Below are 15,094 nucleotides of genomic sequence, written 5' to 3'. Positions count from 1 at the left end.
GTCGATTTAACACAGGCGAAATCGATCGGTTCAGGCCGACAGCGAATTGCGGGCGATGGCTTCGGCTTCGCAGCGGGTGGCGTAGTCGATGGCAAGCTCCAGCGGCAGCGGCCGCGAGAAATGATAGCCCTGCGCCAGGCGAACGCCCATCGCCTTCAATCCCTCGGCGACCCCTTCGCTTTCGACGCCTTCGGCAACGGAGGCAATGCCGAGATTCTGGCAGAGATTGGCGACCGAGCGGGTGATGTTCATGCAACGGGCGTCGCGATCGAAATTCATCACGAAGGCCTTGTCGATCTTCAGCTTGTCGAAGCCAAGACGGTGGATATGGCTGAGGCTCGAATAGCCAGTGCCGAAATCGTCGAGCGCGATCGAAATGCCGGCCGCGCGCAGCATGGTGATGACCTGGTCGGCGGTGTCGAAATCGGAGAGCAGCGCCGTCTCGGTGATTTCAAATTCGATGCGCCGGGGATCGAGGCCGGAGCGGGTGATCATGCCAAGCAGCGCCATCGATGTTTCATGGTCGCAAATATCGCGGGCCGAAAGATTGAAGGACAGCTTGAGATGGCATGGAATGATTGCCAGCGCTTCGAGCGCCTTGGCAAAAAGGATGCGCGTCATCCGGCCGATAACGGCCGTGCGCTCGGCCGCGGGAATGAAAGCTTCGGGGCTGATGCGGCCGAAGCGGGCGCTGTCCCAGCGGGCAAGCGCCTCGTAACCGACGACGCGGCCGCTCTTCAACTCGACGATCGGCTGATATTCGAGTTTCAATTCGCTGGCAAAATCATTCGCCTGCAGCTCGAGTTCGATCAGGTGGCGCTGGGTCAGGATCTTCTCGTGCTCAGCCGAGAAGAATTCGACGCCACTGCTGCGCTTGCTCTTGACCTGGTAGAGGGCGAAATCGGCTTTCTCGTAGAGATCCTCTGCGGTGTATCTGCCGATCTCGGGATAGACGATGCCGCAGGAGCCGAAAACGCGGACCGAGCCGTCGGGGATTTCGTAAGGATCGCGGACGGCGGCGCAGAGTGCCTGGCCGAGATCGGCGATCGCCTGGCGTGTCATCGAACAGGGGAAAATGATACCGAACTCGTCGCCGCCGAGACGGGAGACGATGCCCTCTTCGCCGACCAGCGCGGCAAAACGGCGGGCCGTCTCCTTGAGTACCAGATCGCCGGCGGCATGGCCGAAGACATCGTTGACGGGCTTGAAGCCGTCGAGATCGAGAATGCCGAGAACGGGCGGCGCGGACGGATCCTTCTGCAACCGTTTTTCCAGCGAGAGAAAGAAGCTGCGGCGGTTGGCGAGGCCGGTCAGCTGGTCCTGCAGCGCATTGCGGCTATTGACGAGGTTCAACTCCTCGGCTTCCGCCCGCTTCTGCTTCAGTTCCTCGGTCAATTGCACCAGACCGACGAAATTCTGGAAATAGCTGTCGATCACCCTGAGGAAGGGCAGGATCAGGAAGAGGCCGCTGACGGCGGTCGCGACGAAAACAGGATTGCCCGAGAACATGAAGGTCGCGACCATGGCCGAGAAGGTGATGACCGTGGTGAGCGCCGCCGCCATCGGCAGATGCATCAGGCAAAAGATGCAGGAGATGCCGGTGACGACGAGGAAATAGGCGATCTGGCCCTGCTGGGACGCATCGCCATACTGGGAAAGCGCGATCGCCCAGCCGCCGAAAGCGACGGTGAGGATGGCGGCGCCCGATATGGTGATCTTCATCAGCCGGTAGGCGCGCTCGGCTGTGACGTTCTCCTTGCCCCTGATTTCCCACCAGCAGAGACGGAAGACACAGACGATGCTCAAGGCGACAGGGATATAGAGCGAAAGCCAGAGCGGCGCGGATTCAAGATGGGTGATCGCCACCGCAAGGGCGTTGATGACCAGGAGTACATAGAGAATGGGGATCTGCGACGACAGGGCCCGAAACTGCGCCGTCAGAAGCGTCGGATTGTCTTTTTGCAGCTGCAATGAGGCCAGAAACTTCTTCATCTTCCCTTTTCCGTCGGCCACAGCCGGCCAGAGAAAGCTTGATCATTCCTTATTCACGTGACGGCATGCGAGGCTTGTAAGCGCGGGATGGTCAGCGCTCAGGCCGCTCAGAAGGAAGCGGCTGCGAGTGCCCGGTGGATGCTGTGCAGGTCGTCGACGTTTCTGTTCGCTAGGAAGAGTTCCCAATCGAGAGAGCTCTGGACGATGGTTTCCAGCGAATCGTGCCTGGGCTTCCAGTCGAGCACCTGCCGGGCGAGCGAAGCGTCGGCGACGACGCTGGCTGAATCGCCGGCGCGGCGCGGCGCCATGTGGATCTTGAAGGAATGTCCGTGCAGGCGGGTGACCATGTTTAGCACGTCGAGCACGGAATAGCCGCTGCCATAACCGCAATTGGCAACGAGCGAACCCTTGCCGCGGCGCAGGTGCTGCAGCGCTTTCAGATGCGCATCGACAAGATCGGTGACATGGATGTAGTCGCGCACGCCGGTGCCGTCATGGGTGGGATAATCGATCCCGTAGACACTGACGCTGTCGCGCCTGCCGAGCGCTGCCTCGCAGGCAACCTTGATGAGGTGGGTGGCACCTGACGTCGACTGGCCGGCGCGGTGGTCGGGATCGGCCCCGGCAACGTTGAAGTAGCGAAGCGCGACATAGTTGAAGTCATAGGCCGCGGCGGCATCGCGCAGCATGAATTCGGTCATCAGCTTCGACTGGCCGTAGGGATTTTCCGGATTGAGGGAGGCAGTCTCTTTCACCGGCAGGTCGGTCTTTTGCTGACCGTAGACGGCCGCGGTCGACGAGAAGACGAAATTGCGGATCCCGGCTTCGACCGACGCGGAGAGCAGCGCCCGGGTCTTGCCTGAATTGTTGTCGTAATAGGAAAGCGGATCGGCGACCGAGACCGGGACGACGGCGGAGCCGGCGAAATGAATGATCGCCTCGATGTCGTTTTCGATGAAGATTTTCTTCAAGATGTCGGGATCGGCGACGTCGCCGAGATAGAAACGCGCCGCCGGCGCCACGGCCCAGCGAAAGCCCGTGGAGAGGCGGTCGAGCACGACCACATCCTCCCCCGCGTCGAGCAGCGCCCAAACCATGTGACTGCCGATATATCCGGCGCCGCCCGTCACCAAAACCGCCATGTCCCGCATCCCTGCCTTGTTTTATAGCAGGGTCATCAGGCCCGGTTTTTCTTTCCAATTTTCTTATCGAACGGCCGTTCCAGGCCCTTTGAACCGGTATGTTTGGACTTGTGGTTAGAGGCCGATTTCAGGCTTTGCTCAAGTTTTATCGATCGGCCGATTCCGGCACGAAATCGTTTGGATCGAGCCGCTTCTCAGCGCTTGAGGATATAGTCGCAGAGACGCTCGGCCGCGACCGCCACCTGGGCGGGATCGCGCAGGAAACAGGCGCGCAGGAAAAGTTCGCCGCCGGCGCCGAACGCGGTTCCGGGGGCAAGGCCGACGCCTGTCTTGTCGACGATGTCGATGGCAGCGCTGCGGCTATCGGTGACGCCGTCGATCTTCAGGAAGGCATAGAGAGCGCCATCCGGCTTCAGTGTCTCCACGCGATTGGTGGCGACAAGCGCGTCGCAGAGAAGATCGCGGGAGCGGGCCGCCTTGGCGATATTGGCGGCGATGAAATCGTCGCCCTGATTAAGGGCTGCGACGGCGCCCTTCTGCATGAACTGGGCGACACCCGATGTCGAATACTGGATGAGGTTTTCGAGCACCTGGCCCATCTGAGGCGGGGCGACGATCCAGCCGACGCGCCAGCCGGTCATCGACCAGTTCTTCGAGAAGGAATTGACGAAGATGATCTTGTCGTCCGTCTGCATCACATCGAGGAAAGACGGCGCCCTGCCGCCGGCAAAATAATAGAGCGCGTAGATTTCATCGGCCATGATCCAGAGATCGTGCCGGCGGGCCAGCGCCAGGATATCGGTCAGATCCTTCTTCGTCGCCGTCCAGCCCGTCGGATTCGACGGCGTGTTGACGAAGATGCCCCTGGTCTTCGGCGTGATGGCGGCTTCGACGCGGTCGAGATCGACCGCCCATTTGCCGCCTTCGAACTGCAGTTCGACGCCGACGGAGCGCGCACCCGCGATCTCCAGGGCTGCGGCGATATTCGGCCAGGCGGGGGTGAGATAGACGAATTCGTCACCCGGCGAGGTCATCGTCTGCACGGCGATCTGGATCGCCTGCATGCCGGAGCCGGTGACATAGAAATGCTCGACCGGAAGCCGGTGTCCGAAATGCCTGAAGTAATAATCCGAAAGCGCCTGGCGAAGCTCGGGAATGCCGCGCTGCCAGGTGTAGAAGGTCTCGCCTGAAGCAAGCGCGTCCATCGCCGCCCGGCTGATGAAATCCGGCGTTGGCAGGTCGCCTTCCCCCACCCAGAGAGGCAGCAGGCCTTCGCGGCCGCGGGCATAATTGACGACTTCGACGATCCCGCTTTCTGGCGCCGCCAAGGCGCGCGGGCTGAGGCTCTTCACAATCGACATGCATATCTCCGGTTTCCGCCTTCATAGAGGATTTGCGCCGGCAAATCCCATGATATCCAGTGATGGCACATCGATTTTCGTGATGAATGAGTCCGGCCGGAACGGATGGGCTCCAGCTCGGATCAAGCCGCCGGGCGTGTGGCCAGAAGATCGCGGATTTCCGTGAGCAGCTGAACGTCTGCCGGCGGCGGGGGCAGTTCCTCCGGTGCGGCCTTTTCCTTGCGCTCGACTTGGGCACGCAGGGTGTTCACGCCCTTGACCATCAGGAAGATGATCCAGGCAAGGATCAGGAAGTTGATGAGCACGGTGAGGAAGCTGCCATAGGCAAACACCGCCCCTTGCGCGCGGGCGGCTGCCAGTGTCGGCGCGTTGACGGCCGAAGAGAGCGGCAGGAAATAATTCGAAAAATCGAAGCCGCCGAAAATGGCGCCGACGATCGGCATGATGAGGTCGTCGACCAGAGATTTGACAATGCCACCGAAGGCGCCGCCGATGATGACGCCGACCGCCAAATCCATGACATTGCCGCGGGCGATAAAGGCTTTGAATTCGTTGAGCATCGGATCCGTCTCCCTTCGATCCATTTCAGAGAGTATGCGATGGATTTCATTAGCTACATCTTCATTGCGATTAATCAATCGGCAATCGCAATTATTTGGCAATACCCCCGGTGGTCTTTGACTTAAGGCCTAGACGGGCGGGAATTTTCAACGCCTCTGAAATGACTTAAGCTGAAAGGGTTGCGGGAGGTCCCGGCGGGTTTTCCGCCGGCGGAGGGTCAATGCTTCCAGGCTGGGTCATATTCGCGTCTGCCTTCGGCTATCTGCTCCTGCTTTTCGCCGTGGCAAGCTATGGGGACCGCAAGAAGCGCGGCCCGGGTGCGCTCGAAGGCGGATGGCCGGTGGTCTATGCGCTGAGCCTGGCGATCTACTGCACCTCCTGGACCTATTTCGGCAGCGTCGGGCTTGCCGCCCAGCGCGGCCTGGAATTTGCCGGCATCTATATCGGCCCCATTCTGGTCTTCACGCTCGGCATGCCGCTGCTTCGCCGCATCATCGAGCTCGCCAAGGCCGAGAAGCTCACCTCGGTTGCCGATTTCGTCGCCGCGCGCTACGGCAAGAACCCGACGGTCGCCACCATCGTCGCGCTGATCTCGCTGATCGGCACCATTCCCTATATCGCTCTGCAGCTGAAGGCGATCTCCAGCACCGTCAGCGCCATGGTCAACCCGTCCGACTACGGCATTGGCAGCGGCAATCTCTACTTTCTCGACCTGCCGCTCGTGGCAACGCTGGTGCTTGCCTGCTTCGCCATCATGTTCGGCACGCGGCATACCGACGCGACGGAACACCAGGACGGCCTCATCCTCGCCGTTTCGATGGAATCCGTGGTCAAGCTGGTCGCCTTCCTGACGGCCGGCGTCTGCGTCATCTGGTTTCTCTTCGACGGCCCGAGCGATCTCTGGCAAAAGACCGTCGACAACAGCCTCGTCATGTCGGCCCTCAGCTACCACACGCCAATCAGCCGCTGGATCACCCTGATCGCGCTGTCGGCCTTCGCGATCATCCTGCTGCCGCGGCAATTCCACGTGACGGTCGTCGAAAACCGGACGCCGAAACAGCTGAAACTCGCAGGCTTCCTGTTTCCCACCTACCTCATTGCGATCAATCTCTTCGTGCTGCCGGTGGCGATCGGCGGACTGCTGACCTTCGGCGGCGCCGGCAATGCCGATTTCTACATGCTGTCGCTGCCGCTGGCCGGTGAGATGCCGGTGGTGTCGCTAATCACCTTCATCGGCGGCTTTTCCGCCGCAACGGCGATGGTCATCGTTGATTCCGTGGCGCTGTCGATCATGGTGTCGAACGACATCATCATGCCGATCTTCCTGAGGCGTAAACTTGCCGGCCGCGCCAGCCAGCGCGACAATTTCGCCAAGACGCTGCTCAACATCCGCCGCAGCGCCATTTTTGCGGTGCTGCTGTTCGGCTACGCCTATTACCGCTCGACCGACAGCACCGCCGGCCTTGCCTCGATCGGCCTAATCTCCTTTGCCGCCATCGCCCAGATCGCCCCAGCGCTGTTCGGCGGGCTGATCTGGCGGCGGGCCAATGCACGCGGCGCGATCCTCGGGCTTTCCTCCGGCTTCGTCATCTGGATCTACCTGCTGTTCCTGCCCTCGCTCGGCGGCCCCGATTATTCCTATGTGGCGAGCGCCGTGCTCGGCTTCATCTTTCCGGGCACGACACTGTTTGCCGCGCCCGACGCCGATCCGCTGGTCAATGCGACGGTGATGAGCCTCCTCGTCAACACCGCCTTCTTCATCGTCGGCTCGCTGACCCGCAATGCCAGGCCACTCGAACGCATCCAGGCCGGCATCTTCGTCAAACGCCATTCGCGCTCGCAATTTGCCACGCGCGGCTGGAAGACCCGCATCAGCGTCGGCGACCTCAAGGCGGCGATCTCGCGTTATCTCGGCGAAGAACGCATGCAGCGCTCGTTGACGACCTACGAACAAAGCTCCGGCCGCAAGCTGGAGGACGATCAGCCGGCCGATATGGCGCTGATTCATTTCAGCGAGCAGCTGCTCGGCAGCGCCATCGGCTCGTCCTCGGCGCGGCTGGTGCTGTCGTTGATCCTGCAGAAGACCGAGGACGCCTCTTCCGACACTGCATGGCTGCTCGACCAGGCGAGCGAGGCGCTGCAATATAACCAGGATATGCTGCAAACCGCCCTTTCGCAGATGGACCAGGGCATTGCCGTCTTCGACAGCTCCAACCGGCTGACGATCTGGAACCGGCGCTTCCGGCAATTGCTGGACCTGCCGGAAAGCGCCGGCCAGGTCGGTTTCCCCTTGTCCGATATCGTCAAAACACTCAGCGAGCGCGGCGACATCGCGCCCGGCGATCTCAATCAGACGGTGCGGCATTTCCTGACGCTCGACAAACCCTTCGCACTGGTGCTCAGCGGCGGCGAGCGGATTATCGAGGTGCGCTCCAACGCCATGCCGGACAAGGGCATCGTCGCCACCTTCACCGATATCACCCAGCGCGTCAGCGCCGACCAGGCGCTGAAACAGGCAAATGAGACGCTGGAGCAGCGCGTTGCCGAACGCACGGCCGAGCTGACCCGCGTCAATCACGAACTCGCCGAGGCGCGGGCCGCCGCCGACGAGGCGAATATCGGCAAGACGCGCTTTTTCGCCGCCGCCGGCCACGATATCCTGCAGCCGCTGAACGCCGCCAGGCTCTATTCCTCGGCACTGGTCGAGCGCATGGCGCAATCCGACAACAGCCCGATCGTCCGCAATATCGATTCGGCGCTGGAATCGGTCGAAACCATTCTCGGCGCGGTGCTCGATATCTCCAGGCTCGATACCGGCGCGATGCGGCCGCGGCTCGCTGCCGTCGCACTTTGCGACCTCTTGGAGCGGATCGAAACCGATTTCGCGCCGATCGCCCGCGAAAAACAGCTGAAGCTAGTGGTCATGCGGACGTCGCTCAGGGTGCGCTCCGACCCCAATCTTCTGCGCCGGCTGGTGCAGAACCTCGTTTCCAACGCGATCAAATACACGATCACCGGCAAGGTGCTGGTGGGCGCGCGGCGGCGCGGTAACCAGGTGATCATCCAGGTGATCGATTCCGGCATCGGCATACCGCCGTCGAAATTCCGCACGGTGTTCAAGGAATTCGCCCGGCTGGACGAAGGGGCGAAAACCGCTTCCGGCCTCGGACTCGGCCTGTCGATCGTCGACCGCATCGCCCGGGTGCTCAACCATCCGGTGGAGCTGCACTCGACGCACGGCAGGGGCACGGAATTCCGCATCGCCATGCCGCTCGACATCTCGCGGCCGGCCGAGGCGGCGGCGGCCGTCACGCCCGCCGACCGGCCGGGGCAGCCGCTCAAGGGACTGAAGATCCTCTGCATCGACAACGAGCCGAAGATCCTCGAAGGCATGCGGCTGCTGCTGAGCGGCTGGGGCTGCGAGGTCAAGGCGCTTAATGGCCTCGCCGACGTGATATCAGGCGACGGCCGTGACGGGCCGCCGGATCTCGCCATCGCCGATTATCATCTCGACGACGGCACCGGCATCGCCGCGATCCTGCATCTGCGCCGGCAGTTCGGCGCCGATATTCCCGCTTTGTTGGTTACCGCCGACCGCACGCCTGAAGTGCGCAGCGAGGCCGAGCGATACGGCATCGCCGTCCAGCACAAGCCGGTGCGGCCGGCAGCCCTGCGCGCCTATATCACGCAGATTTCCGGCCTCAAGCGCGCGGCCGCGGAGTAAGAGACAGGCTCAATCCTTCGTGGTCATGACGCGCGAGACTAGATCGCTCACCCGCGCGGCATCCGGCACGTCGCCGAACAGGATGCGGTACATGATCGGCGCCACCACATCATCCATGACCCGGTCGACATCCGGAAAGATCTCGCTACGGGCCTTGGCCCTCTCGGCGATGACGAGGATCTGCTGGCGGGTATATTCCGAGCATTTGCAGGCATTGGCGCCCGCTTGTGCCGCCAGCACGTCGCGGATCATCTCGCGGCCCGGCCCGGAGGACATTTCCTCGGCATATTGCTCAGCCCAGGCCTGTAGATCGGCCTTGCCGCTGCCGGCATCGATCGGCTGCATATCCGGACGCAGCCGCTCGACGGCGACATCGGCAAGAAGCTCCTGCAGGTCGCCCCAGCGGCGATAGATGGTCGACGGCGTCACACCCGCGCTTGCGGCGATCAGCGGAATCGTCACCTCGGCACGGTTCATGTCGGCCAATAGCTCACGGACCGCCTTGTGCACCGATGCCTGAACCCGGGCGCTTCTGCCGCCCGGACGGAGATTCTCTTTCACTGCCATGCCTGCAACCCGACCTCTTATCCCGGAACCTTCCGGGCGACATGCCTTACACACGCATGGTTCAAAATCTTTGACAGAACCATAAACGCAAAGAATTTGCCTTTACGATGCACTCGCCTTACATGGAGCTAACGCAACGGCTTAGCTTTAAGAGGGCTTATATATGGTCGCCGCAGCTAAATCCACAGAGAATGCGCCGCAGCCCTCGATCGGTTTCCATGCGCTGACGCTCGCCACTTTTTTCGGCGCCTCCGCGGCGCCCACGCCGCTCTACCGGATCTACCAGGAAAACTTCTCGCTCTCGCCGGTGCTGATTACGGTGGTCTTCGCCGTTTACGCCTTCGCGCTGCTGGCAGCGCTCCTGACCGCCGGTTCGCTCTCGGATCATCTCGGCCGCAAGCCGGTGATCTTTTTCGCCCTGGTGCTCGAAATCATCGCCATGGGCCTCTTCGTCGTCGCCGGCGGCCCCGGCTGGTTGATTGCGGCGCGGATCGTCCAGGGAATTGCGACCGGGATCGCCGGCGCCTCGCTGGGCGCTGCTCTCGTCGATGTCGACCGGGCAAAGGGGCAGATCGTCAATTCGATCGCGCCGCTTTGCGGCATGGCGGTGGGCGCGGTCGGCACCAGCGCCCTGATCCAATACGGCCCTTTCCCGATGCATCTCATTTATGCCCTGCTGCTTCTCGCCTTCGCGCTGCTGGCGGCGGCGATCTGGCTGACGCAGGAGACCGGCGGCACACGGCCGGGCGCGCTCGGTTCGCTGATCCCCAGGGTCACGGTTCCCCAGCAGGTGAAGCGGCCGCTGTCGCTGGTGACGCCGATCAACATCGCCAACTGGACGCTCGCCGGCTTCTATCTTTCGCTGGTCCCGTCGCTGGTCGCCAGCACCACCGGCAGCCGCGCGCCACTGACCGGCGGGGCCGTCGTGACTGCGCTGATGGCGAGCGGAGCGATCACCGTCTATCTCAGGCGCGGCAAGTCGGCCTCGGCCAATCTCGGTTTCGGCGTGTCGGCCAAGACGCTCGGCATTCTGACGGTCGTTGCCGGCGTGCATCTCGCCAATGTGCCGCTGCTTCTCATCGGCACCGTCTTCACCGGCGCCGGTTTCGGCACCAATTTCCTCGGCTCGATCGGCACCATCATGCCGCTCGCCAAGGCGGATGAACGGGCCGGGCTGCTGTCGGCGTTCTACGTTCAGAGCTATCTCGCCTTCAGCCTGCCGGCGATTCTTGCCGGGTTCCTGGCGAAATCCGCCGGTTATGCGCTGACGACCGATATCTATGCGACGGCAATCCTGCTGCTGATGGGCGCCGGACTGCTCGGGCTTCGCGCCGGACGACGGAAGGCGGCGGCCTGAGGACGGCCGCCGCAATCATCCATGGTGGGGATCCGTCACCGTTCCGTTGAAGGGATCGGGTCAGAAATCCTCCCAGCCGTGGTCGGCCGGCGCGGCCGCCTTTGAACCGCCGCCAAGCGCGGCCGCCAGCGTCTTCTTCAGCGCACGCGCCGGCGAGGGAACCGGGATCGTTGCATGCGACGAGACGATTTTCGGCGCGGCGAGCGGACGCGGCGCGTTCGATCGCGATATAGCCGATGTCATGCCCGTGCCCGTATCGAGGCGGAACTGGCCCAACCGTCCGGACAGGGCGGAAACCTCGGTCGCAAGCGTGTGGGCCGCGGCATTCGACTCCTCGACCATAGCCGCGTTCTTCTGCGTCGCCTGATCCATCTGATTGACGGCGGTATTGATTTCCTGAAGGCCGGTCGACTGCTCGCGCGCGGATTGGACGATCGCGTGGACATTGCGGTCGATCTGCTGCACCTCCTGCACAATCCCGTCCAAGGCATCGCCGGTCTCACGCACCAGGGCAACGCCATGCCGCACCTGGCCGCCGGAAGCACTAATCAGCGCCTTGATCTCCTTGGCTGCGCCGGCCGAGCGCTGCGCCAGCTCCCGGACCTCCTGAGCGACGACCGCGAAGCCCTTGCCGGCTTCTCCGGCACGGGCGGCCTCGACGCCGGCATTCAGCGCAAGCAGGTTCGTCTGGAAGGCGATCTCGTCGATGACGCCGATGATATTGGAGATCGACTTGGAGGACTGTTCGATGTCGTTCATCGCTTCGACAGCCCGCTGCACGATCTGGCCGGACCGTTCGGCATTTTCCTTCGTGCGAACAACCATCGATCCGGCTTCTTCGGCACGCGCCGTGGAATCCTTGACGGATGTCGTGATCTGCTCAAGCGCCGCGGCAGTTTGCTCGACGGAGGCAGCCTGTTGTTCCGTCCGGCGCGCCAGATCGTCGGCCGCAGAACGAATCTCCTCGGTGCCGCTTTGGATGACCTCCGCATTCTGCGAGAACGACACCAGCGCCGAACGCAGTTTAACGACCGACTCGTTGAAATTGATGCGGGTCTCATCAAGCGTCGCGGCGAAAGGATGCTCGAGCGCGCTCGTCATGTCGCCTTCGGCAAGCTTGGCTAGGCCAAGCGCCAATTCACCGACGGCGAATTTGACGTCCGCTTCCTGGGCCTGGTCGATCCGGGCGCGCTCGGCACGCTCCCGTTCCTGCAGCGCGCGGTTTTCTTCTGCCTCGGTCTCCAGACGCGCCCTGTCGCGGTTGCTCTCCAATAGCGCCTTCAGCGAGCGCGAGAGATCGCCGATTTCGTCCTTCGCCTCACCGTCCTTCAGGGTGACATCGAGCTTGCCCGCGGCAATCTCGGCAGTCTCGGCGATGACGCCGGAAATCCGGCCGACGAAGCGGCGTGCGATCAGCCACCCGGCAATGCCCAGCAGCACCGCCGCAAGGCTCGTCGCGACGATGGCATCCCGAACCACCGCATAGAGCGGTGCGAACAGTGTTGCCTTCGGGACCGAAACGATCGCATACCAATTGGAGCCCTCGGCAAGCTTGACGGCGGTGGCAATTGCCAGGGAGACGCTGCCGTCCTCATTGGTCACTTCACGCTCAAGACCGGCGTTGGCGATGAGATGGTCCCAATCCGCAGTTTTCGCTCCGGTCTCGGAAAGGCTCTTGCCGATGAGGCTTGCATCCGGGTGACTGACGATCTTGCCGGCACTGGTGACCAGGCCAAGAAAGCCCGCTCCCATCGGTCGGCTGGCTGACAGCGCCTTGGCGGTGTCCTGAAGCGAAAGATCAAGGCCGGCAACGCCGACGGCTTTGCCGTCGATCACAATCGGCTCGGTGACAGAGGTCATCAAAACGTCTTTTCCATCGATCGCATAGGAATAGGGCTCGATGATCACGGTTTTGCGCTGCGTGAACGGCAGTTGATAATAGTCGCCCGCTCCGGCGACGGTGTAATCCGTCAAAGCCGCATGGGTGATCTGGCCGCCGCTGCGCACCCAATAGGGCACATAGCGGCCCGTCGTGTCGTGTCCTTCCTTGCCGACGTATTCCTTGTCCTTGCCGTCGAAAGCATTCGGCTCCCATCCGGTCCAAATCCCAAGGACCGGGGGGTTGGCTTGCAGCATGTTGCGCAGGACCTTGTCCGCCTTGGCACGATCGGTGTCGCCCATTTCCTTCATCGTCGTCAGCACGGCGTTCAGACCGTCCACGATATGCACGGTGCCGCCGATGTTCTTTTCGACCTTCAGCGCCTCGGCCGTCGCGATCTGGCGCATCTGCTCGATGCTGCCGCTGTGAATTTCGGTATAGGACCGATAGAAAATGGCCCCCGAAGCGACAATAACGGCAATGACGCCGCAGGCCGCCACAGAGAAGAGATTGCGACTTGTCGTAGACTTGAAAAGCATGTTCCCGCTCGCCTTCGCTGCTGTACTGGCGCATGCCTTAAGTCCAATTCGCCGGCGCGTTTAAACAACCGTCATCCAGCAGAAACTGAAGGCCCCCCAATATTCATGCTTGCAAAATTTGATTAAAAGAAAGTTCTTATGCTCTAAAGCAGCGCCGCTATCCTTCAGATCCGCGCGCGCTTTAAGTGTTTATTTTCTCGCATGTCTTTGCCGCAAAACCGCTGCGCGGTCTGCACGGCATGCTTTGAAGACGACGGGATTATTCCGCAGGGCCTGCACTTTCCGGCTTCAGATCGAGCAGCGCACGGCCGCTGCCATCCATGGCGAAGGGGACGGAAGCGTGCTGATGGACGACCAGCCAGCGGCCATCCCGCTTGACGAGGCCCAGCGTCTGGCGGAACCAGAGATCGACCTCCGTGCCATCGGTCTTGGTGCCTGTCATGCGCGTCAGCCCGCTCCAGAAGGCGACATCGCCGCCGACCGTCAACCTGGCATCGCGCACTTCGCCACCGATTGGGCCTTCCCAAGTATCGAACCAGGCCTGCACGCCGGCCTCGTCCTTGCCATTGATGACGAGCGGCGGCGCCAGCGAAAACTCGACGGAATCCTCGGCCTCATAGGAAAGCGCCTCTTCGGCGTTCTTTTCACCGAGCGCCTTGGCCCGCATCATCAGCATGGCGATGATCGCCTCTTCTTCATGCCTGGCATTGGCTTCGTCGTTCACGATCGTTCTCCTTTTCCACTACGGCCAGAGGACGAACGAGAGGAGGACGATCCGACAACCGCCACGCAATTTGCTGAATTGCTTCAGAGATAACTCGTCACTTCAGGCTCGTTCCACCAAGCATCGTGCCTGCCGTCGTAATAACGGACTGATAAGGCTGCCAGTTCCTCAGGGGTGATATCGTCGAGACAGGCGATGTTGATCGAGACATAGGCGCCGCCGACCGCCTCGACATAACCGTCGCCGAAGGCAGGCACGCCGCAGGTGCGGCAGAAGCGGTGATGGCCGCTCATCGTGTTGAACTGGTAATCTGATGTCTCAGCTGCGTCGGACATCAGCCGGAAATCCTCCGGCTTGACGTTGGCGCCCCAATAGCGCCGCTTGGCGCAGATCGAACAATTGCAGCGGCCGGTGCCTTCTTCGAGATCCATATCGACCTCGTAGTGCACTTTGCCGCAATGGCAGCTTCCCTTGTAGGTCTTCTTCATGGCGCTCGCCTCACTGTTGCCTTCAACACTTCGATATGACAATATGTTGTCATTATGGATGAGATACAAAATCGACAACATGTTGTCAAACAAAATCGGCCGGAGCGAACGATGGAGGGGAATGCCTTTTCCGCTTTCGCGATCACCGCCCTTCGCCTCGCCGGCCATCTGACGGCGGCGGGCGACCAGCTGGCGAAGCCCGCGGGACAGACAAGCGCGCGATGGCAGGTGCTGGCCGCAGCAAGGCGCGGCGACATGTCGGTGGCGCAGATCGCCCGTGCGCTCGGCCTCGCCCGCCAGGGCGTGCAGCGGCTTGCCGACGTGCTGGAGGGTGAAGGGCTGATCGCCTATGCCGACAACCCGCAGCACCAGCGGGCCAAGCTGGTGCGGCTGACCGCGGAAGGGGCAGCGCGGCTCGGCGTCATCGAGGTGGCGCAGGCCCGATGGGCCGATGGGCTTGGAGCCGCGTTTATGTCGACCGAACTCGATGCCGCGCGGGGGGTGATGGCGCGGGTGATGGAGATGCTGGAGGCCGAAGAGGCGTCGCGCGGCTGAACGATCGGCCTTGCGATGATACGGCCGGGGCTGACCGCAAATAAAAAAGGCCGGGCTAACCCGACCTTCCCTGCCATCTCAACGAACCGTGCCAGTACATCCGTGGTCACGATCCGGAGATGATATTCAAAGCTCCACGCGTCCAAGGGACGCGCTGCTTTTTATTCTACGCAATTCCCGACGGAAAACCGCTTCGCAGTTTTCC

Annotated in this window: 11 protein-coding genes; 3 read left to right on the top strand and 8 right to left on the bottom strand. The window is 62.1% G+C overall.

Annotation, left to right across the window (positions count from 1 at the left end):
* Positions 1-30: 30 nt before the first annotated feature.
* From OS035_RS26555 to mscL, 4 genes are all read right to left on the bottom strand, one after another.
* A complete protein-coding gene (locus tag OS035_RS26555) occupies positions 31-1,992 on the bottom strand; it encodes a putative bifunctional diguanylate cyclase/phosphodiesterase (protein WP_310804129.1) in 1,962 nt (653 codons plus the stop codon).
* Between the two features lie 107 nt (positions 1,993-2,099).
* Complete coding sequence (gene galE / locus OS035_RS26550) at positions 2,100-3,134, bottom strand: UDP-glucose 4-epimerase GalE (RefSeq protein ID WP_183779312.1); 1,035 nt, start codon at positions 3,132-3,134, stop codon at positions 2,100-2,102.
* A 194-nt stretch (positions 3,135-3,328) separates the two neighbouring features.
* Positions 3,329-4,495, bottom strand: coding sequence for a pyridoxal phosphate-dependent aminotransferase (locus OS035_RS26545; protein ID WP_310806919.1), 1,167 nt, complete (start codon positions 4,493-4,495; stop codon positions 3,329-3,331).
* A gap of 122 nt (positions 4,496-4,617) precedes the next feature.
* The gene (gene mscL / locus OS035_RS26540; RefSeq protein ID WP_183779308.1) at positions 4,618-5,055 is read right to left on the bottom strand and encodes a large conductance mechanosensitive channel protein MscL; all 438 of its coding nucleotides are present in this window, start codon (positions 5,053-5,055) and stop codon (positions 4,618-4,620) included.
* A gap of 221 nt (positions 5,056-5,276) precedes the next feature.
* On the opposite strand from mscL, the gene OS035_RS26535 reads away from it, so the two are divergent.
* Entirely contained in the window at positions 5,277-8,780 is a 3,504-nt protein-coding gene (locus tag OS035_RS26535) for a PAS domain-containing hybrid sensor histidine kinase/response regulator (protein ID WP_183779306.1), read from the top strand.
* Between the two features lie 9 nt (positions 8,781-8,789).
* Here OS035_RS26535 and OS035_RS26530 read toward each other — a convergent pair whose 3' ends face one another.
* Positions 8,790-9,347 carry a TetR/AcrR family transcriptional regulator gene (locus tag OS035_RS26530; protein WP_183779304.1) on the bottom strand — a complete coding sequence of 186 codons (558 nt, stop codon included), beginning with the start codon at positions 9,345-9,347 and terminating at the stop codon, positions 8,790-8,792.
* 163 nt (positions 9,348-9,510) lie between these two features.
* Here OS035_RS26530 and OS035_RS26525 point away from each other — a divergent pair, with 163 nt between their 5' ends.
* Positions 9,511-10,704, top strand: coding sequence for an MFS transporter (locus OS035_RS26525; protein ID WP_097624801.1), 1,194 nt, complete (start codon positions 9,511-9,513; stop codon positions 10,702-10,704).
* 60 nt (positions 10,705-10,764) lie between these two features.
* On the opposite strand, the gene OS035_RS26520 is transcribed toward OS035_RS26525, so the two are convergent.
* The 3 genes from OS035_RS26520 to OS035_RS26510 form a co-directional block, all read right to left on the bottom strand.
* Positions 10,765-13,122: a methyl-accepting chemotaxis protein gene (locus OS035_RS26520; RefSeq protein WP_183852714.1), complete on the bottom strand. Its 2,358-nt coding sequence runs from the start codon at positions 13,120-13,122 to the stop codon at positions 10,765-10,767.
* 259 nt (positions 13,123-13,381) lie between these two features.
* Positions 13,382-13,846 carry a YybH family protein gene (locus OS035_RS26515; protein WP_183779300.1) on the bottom strand — a complete coding sequence of 155 codons (465 nt, stop codon included), beginning with the start codon at positions 13,844-13,846 and terminating at the stop codon, positions 13,382-13,384.
* Between the two features lie 83 nt (positions 13,847-13,929).
* Entirely contained in the window at positions 13,930-14,334 is a 405-nt protein-coding gene (locus OS035_RS26510) for a GFA family protein (protein WP_183779298.1), read from the bottom strand.
* Positions 14,335-14,388: 54 nt separating this feature from the next.
* On the opposite strand from OS035_RS26510, the gene OS035_RS26505 reads away from it, so the two are divergent.
* Positions 14,389-14,889, top strand: coding sequence for a MarR family winged helix-turn-helix transcriptional regulator (locus OS035_RS26505; RefSeq protein ID WP_097624798.1), 501 nt, complete (start codon positions 14,389-14,391; stop codon positions 14,887-14,889).
* Positions 14,890-15,094 lie beyond the last annotated feature (205 nt).

This window comes from Rhizobium sp. 268 (genome assembly GCF_036571585.1).
GTDB lineage: Bacteria > Pseudomonadota > Alphaproteobacteria > Rhizobiales > Rhizobiaceae > Rhizobium > Rhizobium redzepovicii.
The sequence above is the reverse complement of the archived record's forward strand: the minus strand, read 5'-3'. Positions and strand labels throughout refer to the sequence as shown.